9 protein-coding genes are annotated in these 14968 nt (G+C 39.5%); 6 read left to right on the top strand and 3 right to left on the bottom strand.

The window, feature by feature from the left end; translation table 11 throughout:
* Positions 1–305: 305 nt before the first annotated feature.
* The 6 genes from LOZ80_RS39055 (at position 306) to LOZ80_RS39080 (ending at position 9048) form a co-directional block, all read left to right on the top strand.
* On the top strand, positions 306–605 hold the full coding sequence (locus tag LOZ80_RS39055) for a hypothetical protein (protein WP_238169509.1): 300 nt from the start codon (positions 306–308) through the stop codon (positions 603–605).
* Between the two features lie 303 nt (positions 606–908).
* The gene (locus LOZ80_RS39060; protein ID WP_238169510.1) at positions 909–2759 is read left to right on the top strand and encodes a Kelch repeat-containing protein; all 1851 of its coding nucleotides are present in this window, start codon (positions 909–911) and stop codon (positions 2757–2759) included.
* Between the two features lie 47 nt (positions 2760–2806).
* Positions 2807–7342, top strand: coding sequence for an RHS repeat-associated core domain-containing protein (locus LOZ80_RS39065; RefSeq protein WP_238169511.1), 4536 nt, complete (start codon positions 2807–2809; stop codon positions 7340–7342).
* The gene (locus tag LOZ80_RS39070; RefSeq protein WP_238169512.1) at positions 7332–8081 is read left to right on the top strand and encodes an RHS repeat-associated core domain-containing protein; all 750 of its coding nucleotides are present in this window, start codon (positions 7332–7334) and stop codon (positions 8079–8081) included. The genes LOZ80_RS39065 and LOZ80_RS39070 overlap by 11 nt, the downstream gene beginning before the upstream one ends.
* A 15-nt stretch (positions 8082–8096) precedes the next feature.
* Complete coding sequence (locus tag LOZ80_RS39075; RefSeq protein ID WP_238169513.1) at positions 8097–8474, top strand: hypothetical protein; 378 nt, start codon at positions 8097–8099, stop codon at positions 8472–8474.
* A 79-nt stretch (positions 8475–8553) separates the two neighbouring features.
* Entirely contained in the window at positions 8554–9048 is a 495-nt protein-coding gene (locus LOZ80_RS39080) for a hypothetical protein (RefSeq protein WP_238169514.1), read from the top strand.
* Positions 9049–9754: 706 nt separating this feature from the next.
* On the opposite strand, the gene LOZ80_RS39085 is transcribed toward LOZ80_RS39080, so the two are convergent.
* The 3 genes from LOZ80_RS39085 to LOZ80_RS39095 form a co-directional block, all read right to left on the bottom strand.
* Positions 9755–12757: an HD domain-containing protein gene (locus tag LOZ80_RS39085; protein ID WP_238169515.1), complete on the bottom strand. Its 3003-nt coding sequence runs from the start codon at positions 12755–12757 to the stop codon at positions 9755–9757.
* A gap of 41 nt (positions 12758–12798) precedes the next feature.
* Entirely contained in the window at positions 12799–13539 is a 741-nt protein-coding gene (locus LOZ80_RS39090) for a restriction endonuclease (RefSeq protein WP_238169516.1), read from the bottom strand.
* A gap of 413 nt (positions 13540–13952) precedes the next feature.
* Positions 13953–14186 (bottom strand): hypothetical protein, encoded by a 234-nt coding sequence (locus tag LOZ80_RS39095; RefSeq protein WP_238169517.1) that lies wholly within the window; start codon positions 14184–14186, stop codon positions 13953–13955.
* Positions 14187–14968 lie beyond the last annotated feature (782 nt).

A 14968-nucleotide genomic window follows, 5' to 3' on the forward strand; every position in this document is an offset into this window, starting at 1 on the left:
ATAAGCGAGTCGGAAACGAACGACTAAACGATCTTATTTACTTGTGCGAAAGCTGTCATCATACTGCTCACGATCTACTCAAAGGTGACAACAGTCAAAAGGTTAATCTATGGAATATAAACAGAAGGATGAGAAAAAGAAAAGACGCACCAACTTCTAAATATTCGATAAACAATCCAAACAACAAAAAGCAATAAAACAAGCCTTTCATTGCTACTAATTGCAGCATGTGTTTAGCTATTTCATAATCAATTTTCGACTACAATATTTTATGATATTATGCTCTCAAAGGAGCTGAGTATCATATGGATAAAAAGAGCTATAAAGATTTTCTAATTCAACAATCAAGTATCACAAGCAAGAAAAAAGCTGTAAACAGTAGGACTTCAAAGGCCAATAGAATTGAGCGTAGATTTAATATTAATTTAGATCTGTTCGTTTCAAATGACTTTGCAACATACGTATTACTAAAAATATTGAAAACTGATGATCGTCGCGGCACAAATCAAAATGCTGTTAGGAAGTATTATTTATATAAATACGGAAAGAAATTTCCTAGTCTAAAGGATTTTGAAAAACGCAATATTGCGAAATTATCTAAGTAATAAAACGAGTCTTTTATTTGTTTTGAGTTTGTACTAATCTTTATATAAAATTGAAACCATTATATTCCTTTCACGGTCTCAACACATGTGGAGTGCGTGGTAAGGATATATAGAAATGCTTAGTAGTATAGCATTGTATAGATGGTAACCCTCCTGATAGTTAAGAGGGTTATTTTTTATGAAAAAAATTAGTGTAAATTTTATTGAATTCGACTCTATACGACAAAGCTAACAATTGTTATGGGGAACATTTGTGCGCTATAGTGGAACATGTTGGGATTAAATATCGAAAGGGGTCATAACATGACTTGGAAATGGAGAAAGAGAGTATGTAGTTTAGTGTTAGGTTCATTATTAATTGGATTAATACCGTTTGGAGGTGTAGTTGCATTGTCCAGCGCGGGGATTGCTGCCACTGCAAATTTGGAGACTCTAGGCCAGTCTACAAGGCCAATCGGCGAAGTTGCGGCATTGACGCAACCAGCTTCAAATGCTCTCCTGAGTACAAGCGATATTTCAACTTTTAACGGCAAAAATATTCCAACTAGTTATTCCAACTCTAGTGGTCAGAGTCTTTTACCGAACGGAAACATTTTACTCACAGTAACAGATGATCAGTTTGGAGCAAGTGTATTTTTATATGATGTAAAATCTGACATATGGACAGCTAAATCGAGACTAAGCTCATCCAGCCGAGGACAAAGTACATTGCTTGATGGTCGAGTAATGGTGACAGGAAGAAAAGTAAGTGGCAATGTGGTATCCTTCTACAATTACTTAAATGATACATGGACAAGCGGTGCTTCTATGGCTAATAACTTATCGGGTTCATATGCTCAAAGCACTTTAAAAGACGGAAGAGTCATGGTTACAGGAGGTGAAACGTTTAGTAGTTCAGACAGAATAGATGTGAGCAAAGACTGTCAAATTTACAATCCCGCAACAAACTCATGGATACAAGTTGCTCCCTTGCCAGTAGCGCTGTTCATGCATTCTCAGGTTACGTTGAATGATGGGAGAGTGATAGTAACGGGTGGGATTGAAGCTAGTATGTGGGGCAGTATTGATATTAGCAATTCTCCACTCCCGGCTCCAAAGCCATCTTCGTATGTGTATGATCCTGATACGAATCATTGGACAACAGTTGCACCGATGCCAACAGGGCTGCGAGGCCATCAATTAAGTACACTTCGTAACGGAAAAGTATTATTGACCGGTGGGGGCTCGGGAAACATAAATTCAACAGCATATCTTTATGATCCTATTCAAAACTCATGGAGTATGTTAACAACCAATATGCCGCCAAGGGAGAGACACTCTCAAAGTATCTTATCAGATGGACGTGTGATCATTACAGGGGGATTTGATGGTTTGAAAAATGATGTAACAACAAAAATTTATACAATTAATTCTGCCGATTTCGAAGTTATTGCACCGACTACACCGTCTAATTTGTCATCTCCAAGTAAGACAAATACAACAATCAATTTGAACTGGATAGCATCGACAGACAACATAGCAGTTACAGGATATGATATTTATAACGGCTCGACTTTAGTGGGATCTACAACTGGAACAACTAGCTATATGGTTTCAAATTTAATTGCGGGGACGTTTTACACTTTTACTGTCAAAGCCAGGGATGCAGCGGGGAACGTTTCTGCTGCGAGTAATGCATTAACTATATCTACTTACTTACCTTTATGCTTCTTAGATTATCCAAGTAGCTCCAGTACAAGTAAATTGAGTGGAATCGTAAATGTTTCGGGTTGGGTTCTAGATAATAACGGAGTAGAAAAAGTTGATATCATTGTGGATGGTATCTTGATGGGACAAGCCATATATGGAGATACTCGTGATGATATTTATAGTACTTATCCAGCGTATAACAATCATTATGCAGGATTTCATTATAGCTTGGATACGACAAGTTTAAACGAGGGGAACCATGTGATTTCAATAAGATCCACAGCGAGAAACGGTGTGCAAACTCCAGTTTGGAGTGGAACAAATTTTGTGATTGGAAACCTTGATAAACGTGTAAATGCATACGATCAGAACGGTCAATTGAAACGAACGGATTTTCCTTCAGGGAAATCAATTGAATTTCAATATGACAGTAACGGGAACTTAATTAAAAAAATTATACATTAGAAACTTGAATACCTGTTTTCAAATATTCAGCATTGAAAGGAACCGATATGAAAAAACTGACCGTCTACGCACTCATTTTTAGCCTACTTGTTTTATTCTTTGTTCCCGTTACAACGAGTGCTGCAAGCTCAAACACTAACGATGGAATAGTTAATCCGATCACTGACATTTCTACTTTTCAAGAGAACGACATCCTAACGATTCCTTGGTTAAGCCAACAATACGGCGTAACAGAACTGCAAATCATCGACGAATTAAATAAAGGCTATTCCTTAAAGGAAGTATATCGAGCGCTACAGATCGGTAATTCGTCTGAACAATCAATGGAAGATCGTTTGGACAGCCTCAATCCGGCTATTCGGAAAGCTGCTAAATTAGCGAAACAACCAAATGCAGCGCTGCCAACTGTCACCGCTGCCACCTATAGTAGTGTGACGAACTCCACCTATGATACCGTAACGAACTCCATTTATTCGCCAATTCAACGACAACTGATGAGCAGTTCAATCAATGATCCCTTAAGTTATGACGAATTAGCCGTAAAGCGCTTGAACACCCAAGTGGATATTGCGCCGTATTCCATCGCAACAGGACATGAGAATGTGTCAACCATCAGCGGCGGTCTTCAATTAGAGAATGTGGATTTGACGCTTCCGGGAAGAAACGGCATGTCATTCGGATTGAAGCGAATCTACGATAGCTCGACTGCCAGTTCCTTCGATAAGAAAGCCGTGGGCACGCGTTTCAAAAGAGTGATCTATGCGCCTGAGATGGAAATATCCATTAAAATGTGGCAAAAGACGGCATATGGCATGAATGGCATGGGTCCGGATATCTGGACAAAGGTGGGGACGAACCAATCCTTCAATTCTACCTACAATTACTTTATCTGGTGGGATCACGGGATATCGTACAGATACGATAATCCATTCTCTGAATACATAACAGAGTATGGAGATGATGTGGCGAGAAAGAGACTGGAAGAAAAGTACGCTGCGTTCTACTACCAAGGAAAGTCCATATTGATCGATCGTTTTTCCATTGATGGTGTCGTTTTTGAAGCAGAGTTGTTTCCTACAGGTCGAGTTTTTCAAGTAGGTTCGTGGGTAGCAGACTTAGGACCAGGCTACTACAATAAAGCTGTAGCCTCGAGTATGGCGGCCAGATTTCCAATAGGAACTGGCTGGAGATGGGATCTGCCGTATATAGAAGAAAAAGACAACAAAAAATTTATCCACCTATTTGGCGGTTCCGCCTATGAGCTTGAGAGTGATTTGCGTCTGAAAGGTTATCCATGGAAAGGCCTTACACTGCAAAATGATTCTTCTATCCGAGTGAATAATGTAGCTTCGGCCTATGCATTGACAACAGCCGATGGTGGGAAGCAGTACTTTGCAAGTAACGGAAGGCTAATTCAGATCAACGATGCATATGTGGACAATAAATTACAATTTGAATACGGTGCTACCAATGGTTACGGTGAGCAATTGTTCAAGATCAAAGACGTTTTAGGGAATGAAATCAACATCAACTATGACAATACGCGTAATGAAGTAGTCCTTACTTCAGGTGACCGCAGCGTCAAGTATCAGAAGACGAAAGACGAATTCGGACGCATGGATTTATTGTCCGCAGTGACGGATAGCGGTGGTAGAACAACGCAGTATATTTATAAGACAGAGTCGGCACCATTTGATTTAGTCAATTCTCCATTTCCTATTGGTGAGAATCAAGTCGCTTTGCTGAAGCAAGTCTTTCACCCAACCAAGGCACGTTCTGAATACACCTATGAATCATTTAATCGAAAGTTAGGGTATAAGGCATGGGAAACCGCGTATCGAGTGAAAGCAAGAGAAGATGTGGTGGATTATTCGAATGGAAATCCGTCTGCAACGTCCAATCGGGTTGATTTTGAGTATCCAATTGACGGTGGGGCCAACCAGCAACTTACATTTGATTTTTCTACGATTGTGAAGGATGGTTTGAAGAAAACGACCTATTCGTATACGAAACAATATATCGACGATAACACACCAGAAGTCTATTACAATAATGAGATCACGCAGGAAGCAGGAGCAGGAGCAGATAAACGCACGACCAAACAACTCTTTGACGAAAACAGAAAGCAGATTGCTGTACCTAAAGAGATTACAACGACAGTTACCAGCGGAACCTCTACCTCACAGCCTGTGAAAATCAAACAAACGTACGATGATTACGGCAACCTGCTGACGGAAACGAATCCACTGAATGAGAGTATCGTGACGACGTATACGTATATCGATAAAACCAACTGGTTAAAGTCCATCCAGCAGCCTGTGGATCCATCACGCTCCAAATTCATAGAAATAGAACGCAATGATAAAGGAAGCGTAACGAAGCAAACGGTCAAAGAGAATAATGCTGGCGGGAAGTTATACGCCCAAGTCAACTATGATCAATATGACACCTTCGGCAACGCAAAAACCGTAACAATTAAAGATGATAACCGAAATATCGTCATGACTCGGGAGTTTGATCCTCAGTACCAGTCAGCATTTCTGACGAAACAATCCATAACCGTGCTTGATGCGGAGTCAAAGTCATCCACGGTTTCCCAAACCATGACTTACAACGCAGCTACAGGCCAAATGACGAGCTACACCGATGGCCGGCAAGGGATTATGAGGTACGCGTACGATAAACTAGGGAGATTGACTCAAGCTACCTTCCCGGACCTTGAATTCATCACCCATGAATACAATGATACTAACAATCAGATAACCTCCACGGATCAAACCAAGGTGAAGACAGTCACCAAGTGGAACCCATTTGGGCTCAAAGACTATACACAAGTTGTAGGTGCTGGAACAGGGAAACAAAGCTTTCAATACGATGCATACAGTCGCTTGTGGAAATCACAAGACGCGAGGGGAAATACGACTGAATATCAATATGATCCTTGGAGTCGTGTAAAGCAAGTTATTTACCCGGATACGTCAGAATCGGTAGATTACGATGATATTAACCGTACAAAGACAGCCAAGGATGGGGAGCAAAATCGCGTACGGGAAAGCTATGATCTTGTAGGAAGATCAACGGAAGTCGTCCGTTTGAACGTTGTCAACAATGTCGTACAGATCATCCCCGTCTCCAGTGTCCTAAAATACGACTACGTGGGACATGCACTGGAAGCGACCGATGCCGACCCTGCGCATTTAACCAAGTATGCATATGACGTACTCGGCAGACTGACTTCTGTGGAGGATGCCAACAAGAATACGACCGGGTACGCCTATAGTCTCGCCAATCAATTGACAGAAGTCCAATACCCCGATGGCAATAAAGTACAGAAACAGTACGACGAAATGGGACGATTAATTAAGAAAATAGATCCTGCTGGTCAGATGGACAAGTATTATTATGACGGCAATAGCAATTTGGTCAAACAGATCGATAGAAAAGGTCAAACGCTGGAGTATCAGTATAACTCACGTGATGATCTGACCAAGAGTATCTCCCTTAATGAGACCATCGGCTATGATTATGATGCTGCGGGTAGACGATTGTGGATGCAAGATGGAACTGGAAAAACAGTATATACCTATGTTCCGGCAACAAGCTTACTCGACACCATGACGTACGCGGATGGTCGAACGATGAAGATCACCTATGGAAGTGAAGGATTAGGAAATCGGGTAGCGATGATAGATCCCTTCGGTTTGAATACTGCATACAGCTACGATACCCGGAATCGTCTAAGTGGTGTAGGTGAAGCACTGAACAACTGGGAAGCCAGCTACACGTATAAGAAAAATGGACTTGCCGACATCACGACACTGAAAAATGGTATTTCGACTAGCTATACCTTTGATGGCGCTAAGCTTACGGATCTTGTGCAGAAGAAAAACAGTGGAGCAAACGTAAACACATTCGCTTACGGATACGATAACAACAGTAACCAAACGAGCAAAACCGAAAATGGCGTAGCGAATTCCTACACATATGACAAATTGAATCGGATTGATACATCGACCCAATTTCAAGAAAAGTATACGTATGACAATCGCGGAAACCGTCAAACGTTGCAAAGTAGTCAAACACCGAATCTAGCAGGAGCCAGCTACGAGTACGATGATCGCAATCGCTTAACGAAAGTAACCACGGACGATGGTAAAGTTGTCGCATACAAGTATAATGGAGATGGGCTACTGTACCAGCGTACCGAGAATGGACAAACTACACGCTATTATTACGATGGTGCTAACCTGATTGCCGAAGGTATAGTAGCGGCGAATGGTACAGCAACTATGAAAGCACGTTACATTCGAGGTAATGGACTTGCCACGCGTGTTGATGCTAATGGTAATAAAGCGTATTATCAAGTTAATGGGCATGGCGATGTTGTGGGATTAACCGATGCCAGCGGAAATACGCTAAACACCTATACGTATGATATGTGGGGGAATCCACTTACCACTCAAGAAACAGTGTCGCAGCCGTTCCGTTATAGTGGCGAGATGACGGATAGTACGACAGGATTGCAATATTTACGTGCGAGATGGTATGACCCGAGTATGGGGCGGTTTATTAATGAAAGATAGCTATGAGGGGCAGATCAACAACCCATTGTCGCTGAACCTTTATACGTATGTTGAGAATAATCCGTTAACACATACAGATCCGAGCGGGCATTGTGTTGAAGATGCTTGTATCGGTGAGGTAAGTGCTTTAATTTGGCTATATCGAGCTCTCGTCGTAGGTACTGCCATTTCAACTGTACCATCGCCAATTGTTCAAGATCCACCACCAGGTGTTGACTCAAATGGGTTGCAGGTCTACATTACACCTATTGAACAACAAACAATGTCTGTTACACAAACAACCTTTGGGAACAATGCGCCAACAATAATTACAACTCCATTTCAAGATCAAGCGCCGACAATTATACAACAACCGATCATCCAACAAGGACCAACCGTTATGTCTTCCGTTCCATTTGGGAACATTGGTATAACACTAGATGATTATAAAACCTTTGCTAGAACCCTACCTCAAAATCCTAATGATTTAATGGATAGAGGATTTGCAGATGTTACAGACCCGAGGATGGCTCAGAATAGTAATCGTAGAGATTTTTGGAGTGAGACAATGAAGTTAAAAGTTTCTTTCGATGGAGGTAGAGAAGGAGCAACGGGTTTTGAAGCTCAAGATCACTATCATATTTATAATCCTTTTGCAACACATAAAAAGAATGATGTCTATCTGACAGGAGATGGAGAAGCTACTTTTAAGGGAAGTTCCGCCTCCCACATATTACCGATAGTTAACCGTGGTAATTAAGCAAAGGAGAAAGACATGAAACTAATCGAATTTACAAAATTGTTCAATTTACATGATAGCGTTATAAATAACCTTACTTATATACCAAATCAATTTAGATTAAGGTTAGAGATTGATCTTTGTAATTACGATCAGAGTTGGTTTAAACAAAATGACCCCGAAATAGTAACAGGATTCATTGAGTTTACTGAAGTTACAGCATATGAAATTGAACCCCAGATCAACTGTTCCGAAGAGATAAATGGTTCAATACTCAACGTCAGCGATGTAGCAGACAACTGTTTGAAAATTGTCTTTACAACATCGGAGGTTCAAAGTAATTACTCAATAATTACAAACACTTTTGTATTGCTTGTAACTGCTGAATCAGTGCAGTGGAAATCTGTAAGATGAAAGTGTTAAATGATCGTTTAAAGAACCAATTAACTAACGAATCATTTCAAAATTTCTACACACTAAAGAAGTAAGAACCTTGATTTATTACCTTGCGACTAACCCTCGCAAGGTTTCTTTTTTGTACCGCGGCGCTTCCCCGCCCTCAATCACCATAGTTTTGAATGATCCAAGCCTAGGCCTCCGGCCGCCTACACAGTCGCTCCCGCGGATCAGTGCCTTGCCCCAAGTGGATTCCCTTGCAGGGAACGCTGGCTTGTTAACCGCCTGTAGACCCGCTGGCGCGGTTAGAATCGGTTGGAAGCAAGCTGTCCTGCACAGGGGGAATCCACAGCGGCAAGCCATTTATGCTCATAAGATCCAGCATGAGGCGTTTCGGTTGCCGCCAGCAGCTAAAACCCTCGTTCGCGCCGCGGCCAAAGACAGACGGCTTTTTACAAACGCGCTTCCCATAGCGCTTCGCTCCTTCCCCCTTTTGGGGCTGGATACGCTCATGCTCCTGCTGGCTTGCTCCTCACCTTGGCCCTTATTCACGGCTGCACAGGCTTCCTCGGTCGATTCTCCTGCTTCCTGATGCGAGTGTCTGTCCAAACAACGCTTGGACAGACAGGCATCAGGATAGGAAGGGGAATCGATCGGCGAGGAAACCGTTTGCCACGAATAAGGGATTGGTGAGGATTGGCAAGCCAGCAGGGCATGAACATGTATCCAGCCCCAAAGCGGAAGAAGCGAAGCCTGGGAAGTTGGGGTTTGTAAAAAGCAGTCTTCGTCCTTGCGGAAGCCACGAACGGGAAGGTTGATCTTGGTTGTCCGGTCACAACCAAAGATTCAGTTGCTTTTTCTTCGAAGCTTAGGCAGAGAATTTTTTCTTCAAAGCATAACCCGCAAGGTCTTCCCCCCTATTTTTTGATTTGTAATGCTTCGTAGTTTAAAACTGACAGAATGCACTTCATGTTTGCCCTGTTACAACCATGCTTTCAGTATCTTTACTTCGAAGTCCGATCTGGAAAGTATTCTTCAGAGAATAACTCCGTAAGGTCATCCCTTTGTTTTACTATGATGATTCGCAGTTGGAAACTGACAGAATTTCATAAATAGTTGTAATGGGTTCATTTTTGCCTGTTTAGCAGGTCCAGAGTAAAGTGAACCGTATCACAAATAAGGTCAAGTTCTTCAAGAAACTTCTATAAAAGATTGAACTTGGCTAATACTTGAGTTTACTTAACATAGGTTGATATTGCTTCATCGCGCTAATCGCCAAAGACCCTAATATCGAGTGCTTATCTCAATAAATCACCTATTCGCCATTTACCATCTTTTTTTGATCCACACGCCAAATCACCAATTAATTTATTTGCTCTTGAGAGCAAAGTTTCTTGGAACTTTGAGAGATCAATTTTCCTACCATATTTTATGGCAAAGTCTATGTTTTCAATCATTTTATATAGTTCCGTAATATCTTCTTCTGTAAAACCTTCAAGTCTTTCGCGGTAATTGGTGTTAAAATAACTTGATGAAAATGCTACTTTATAGTAAAAATAATCATTAATTTCATTTTCAAAAGCAGCAAATAGTCCCCATCTTTTAGGTTTAGTTATAAACTGCTTATTATTTTTCAATATACGTTTCCAATCTTGAGCAGGAGGTAACAATTTTGTATTTTCCTCGCCTACGAGTACCTCACATATGTGAGGTAAGATTAACCTTATAATAAAGTAACAAACATAATCAGTGACAAGCCCCTGTTTAAATGGAAGAGGATCCCCGATTCGTTGTTCCCACTTTTCTATCATATCCTCAGTTGCAAATTTCTCTTCACATAATATTATTTTGCTAAAGGAGTACATTTCAAATGCATTGTACTTTTCTAACCAATAGCTTTTTATAAAACCATCACTAAAAGGAGTAGTATTGTCTTTTATTATAAGCTGTTTAATAAAATTTTTATCAAATTGCTCTGAATTTTCAATGATGTACGATAACCAAATTCTAATAACTTGTTCTTTAAAATACTTATCCTCATTAACACTCTCGCGGGATAAGTTTGGTATAGGATATCTAAGTGTCTTCATTGACTCCCAAGGTAAAGAAAGTATCGCTCTTGCTGCTGGGCCATCTAATGTACCTGGGAGCCCAATGGCTTGTCCTATTTTAAATCCAGCACGAATCATTATTGATTTTTGTCCATCTCCCAAATTATGGTAAAATTCTTCTTCTCTATTTTTTACAAGAATCTCGGGTTTTCCTTGTAAGATTTGTTTTTGTAATTTTTCGGCCAGTCGAGGATTAAAGATCGCGATTTGACCCTTCAGTCCAGATGTTTGATCGTCAACATTAATTCTTATTGACTGCTCTTCTAAAAAATAAGGAAGGATAACCTTCATTGAAATTGGATCAATGTGCTCGTTTGTCACACGCCCATCACTGCGAATATATTCCACTTCTAAACGATAGGGCAACTGCAAGCATACTTCTTCTAAATAATCTTTGATTTGATCCCACCTAGGAGGCAGATTTTCGTTAACTTGGTTTCCTTTAGATAGAACCATGGTTATACGAGTACCTTTAAATCTACCATGTCCCTCATTTTTTGTTTCTAGATAACGGATTAAACGAGTAGGACCATCGATTTGCAAATTTCTTTTCACATGATCGCCGCGAGGTGAATCCCACATTGCGGTTTCAACCTCAACCCTTTCAGATAAAAGAAAAGTTGATAGAAATCCGATTCCGAATTCTGAAACAGGAGCAAAGTCAATGTTATGCTTTCTTAATTGAGTTCTATGAGCATTAAATTCATTTGATGAGTAATATGAGCTCCCCACATTTAAAAACCATTTTTCTAGTACATATTTGTCCATTCCTACTCCCTTGTCCAAAACTGTTAATCTAGGCAGTGGATGATCCTTTGTTCCTTCCTCATATCTAATAATAATTTTTCCTGCATTACCCCTTTTATAGTATTTATCGTGTAGCTCCATATACGAATCTTGTAGCAAACACGCATCAACAGCATTTTGAATAAGCTCTCTTATTGCAACAATTGGCTTACTGTAAATCCCTTTTCCCATAAGTAGTTGGTAGATGCGGTTCTGATCTAATTGAAAATTATAGGGCGCATAACTATATCCATTCTCAACTAATTTAGCCTCTACTTTATCTGGTAATGCGAAAGGCCATGGACGATGCATAGACTCAAAAGTTTGTCTCGTAAACAGAATTTCACTTTGAATATCCGAACAGAATTGAATAATTCCATGGTGGACGATATGACTACTGCAATGCCCACGGTAAACAGTACAATAATCTCCAACTTCCCAGTTAGAAATAGCAAGATGTTTACTCCATTCGAACACAGAGCGACTTTCCAGTATAGATAAGGTTTCAGGTAATAGGTAATGAAATAATACTGCTGGCGTCCTTTCACGATCAAAATCCATGATATCTGCCAACCTCAATGCTGCTGCCACTAATTGAAGATCAACGTTTGCGCATCCAACTGGATACATCTCTGAAAATCGAAGTACACCGGGATTGTGTTCTTCATGTTCAACAAGAACGCTTGCAGGTTGATTGTGACTTACACAAATATCAATTAACTTATTAAGAAAAGAAACTCCGTCAAAAGTTAATGAAGTTTTAATGTCGGGTAAACTTGCTTCGTTAAGCAAATGCAATCTTTGGAGTTCATTAATTAGCTCTGTATATCTCTCGGTTAATCCATGACGCTCTCGTGTATCTAAACAGAGCAGTGCTTCTTCCGCCACTAAAAGTTTCTCTTGGGCGATTCTGCGATCTGTTTCTGACAGATTAATATCTCCAATATTTTGACGAAGTATCTCCATATTATTCTGTTCTTGTGGAGACAGTCTGTCCCACAAATCTGAATTGCTATCTAATCTTGCTGCTCTATCATTTTCGCTCAAAGCCATTCCTAAATCATGGAAAAATGCAGAAGCGGTCATTAGTGCAATTTCAGGCGGCGTCAACATTTGCCTTCTTGAAGGAGCAATAAGATTCCACATTAAATGGGCGACTTTTAACCCATGGTTTTCATCATGCATAGTGAAAAATTTCATTTCTTGAGAATTGGTACGATTAAGAATTGGTAAAAATGATATAGATATTAGTTTTTCTAAGGCAGTATATAAATACCCGCATTTTATCTTCTCTTCATCACTCAAGACAGTTTCTTTCCACGAAGCATTACCATCGAAGTAACTCTTTAATCTTTTCATAAGATCAAGTTCAATAACTGATTTTGGTGTTGTTGCAAACATCATATTTCATCCCCATTATTTCAATAATATAGATTACAAGTTCATTAATTATTATTTCTATATTCTTTATAAAACACATTTTCAACCCATCGCTTCATATCCTCATTTTCTTTGTAGCCTAACCGATAAGTATCGCGTTTGACATAGTCCAGCGCATCTTTAGTTAGTCTACTTGTAGTTACTATAAGAGCCTTAGTAGCGTTATTATCTTCACGTATTGCTGATAGCTCCCTAACTTGATTAAGATGGACATAATTATTGACACCATATTTTTTGGCTTGCCAAATAGATTTAATTTCACCAATAATTTCATGATGTTTACAAGCTATAACATCAATCCCTCCGTCACGAGTTGCTTTAGTTAGTCTCACTTTCCATCCTTCACTTTCTAATAAATGACCAACTAACTCTTCAAAAGTTCGCCAGTTCATTTCTGATAAAAGTTTCCCCTTATTTATTAATTCCATGGCAAGTAGTATAGAAGTTGGATATGTTTTAAACCATAATGGAGATTCTTCTTTTTTAGCATGCCATATTTCAGTAATAGACGAACTCTTGTTTATCTTATCAATAAATAAATTGTCAATCCCTGTCCACGCACTAACACATTCAATGCTATGTGAGTTAAGTGGAGACGTTCTAAAATAGGCTTTTCTATTTTTTGTTTGTGATATGTATATAATTGGAACATGGCAACTTGCACATCTCGCCAATCCTCTGTACTCTTCTTTATAAGCTGTTATATTTAATGTTCTATGCCTTTCTGCTAAATAAAAAACATTCACTATATCACCTCGATTGAATTCATTTTAGGTACAAATTAATTTCCATCCCCCAAATGAAGCTTTAGTGACCTTAGCTTGAGAGTAGTGTTAATATTGGATGCCCAACAGAATGGCGCCTACGCTATTTTTTATTTTTGTTATATCTTTTTCTTTTGTATTTACGAACTTTTCCGTATACTCGTCTTTCAATCTATCAAACCAACTCCGTAAAATACTAGGGTCAAAGGGTAAATGAGCCAGCTTACGAATAGAATTATAACGGTAATTTAAATAATTTAAGAACTTTCTATCTTCGTCATATATTATTTCATGCTGCCCCCGCTCACCAGATCTATCGTTATGAACAATGTCTTCTTTAAATCCCCAAGCATACGCATCTAACCGCGGCTCGACTACATCGGCATTTTGTTCTATTAGTTTATTAAATCGCTTTCTCTAATCCCTTCATAACCGTCACCTGAGAATATTGATTGATTTATTATTTTCATTATAGGTCCGTATACTTTTTCTAAAAGATCTTTGTTGGCAGAATACCTTTTTTCTTGATGTTCCTTATTAAAGGTAATCCAGTAAGTAACCCCCCCTGTTAATAAAGCAGTTAAAATAATTATGCTAATTTCTAGGATTATATTTGGGTTTGAATTCATTAATTAATGCTCCTTTGATTATCTGATCAGACTTGGTGGCCAAGAACCTAATTTCTATTACCTTTCGAATGGACCCACGGAAGAGATGCATGAAACACCTGTGTCGATGCTACATTGAAAGCCTTCAAGTAATGTCTAATATTGTATCCACCCTTTTGTTAAGTGTTTGAATCTTAGATTCAATGCTCTGATCCAGACCGTTTCTTTTTTTAGAATTGGGAAGCAAGATATGTCGCTAATTCTTTTTATGAAACCTCTCTTATCTCCCACATAACTAGCCTCACAGATTGGCTTATCTTCTTGGTTGTTTGTCCTAACTTTCTACGAACCAGATACATATGTATAAGAATATCATACCAAAAAAATAGTGTAATTGGGTTATTTTGTCGATATTTTCAGTTTCGAAGCATGACAACCAATAAAGGAGGGGACGGCTGCTTATAGTTATTCTCAAAAGAGAATGAATAAGAGCGGATGATCTTGTGGGGTTATTCTCTGAAGAATACTCTCCAGATCGGACTTCGAAGTAAAGATACTGAAAGCATGGTTGTAACAGGGCAAACATGAGTGCATTCTGTCAGTTTTAAACTACGAAGCATTACAAATCAAAAAATAGGGGGGGAGACCTTGCGGGGTATGCTTTGAAGAAAGACTTCTTAGCTAGGCTCCGAAGAAAAAGCAACTGAATCCTTGGTTGTGACCTAACAACCAAGGCAACCTTCCCATTCGCGGCGGCTTCCACAAGGACAAAAGACGGCTTTTTACAAACCCCAACTTCCCAA

Origin of the sequence: Paenibacillus sp. HWE-109, assembly GCF_022163125.1 — a bacterium.
Classification (GTDB): Bacteria; Bacillota; Bacilli; order Paenibacillales; family NBRC-103111; genus Paenibacillus_E.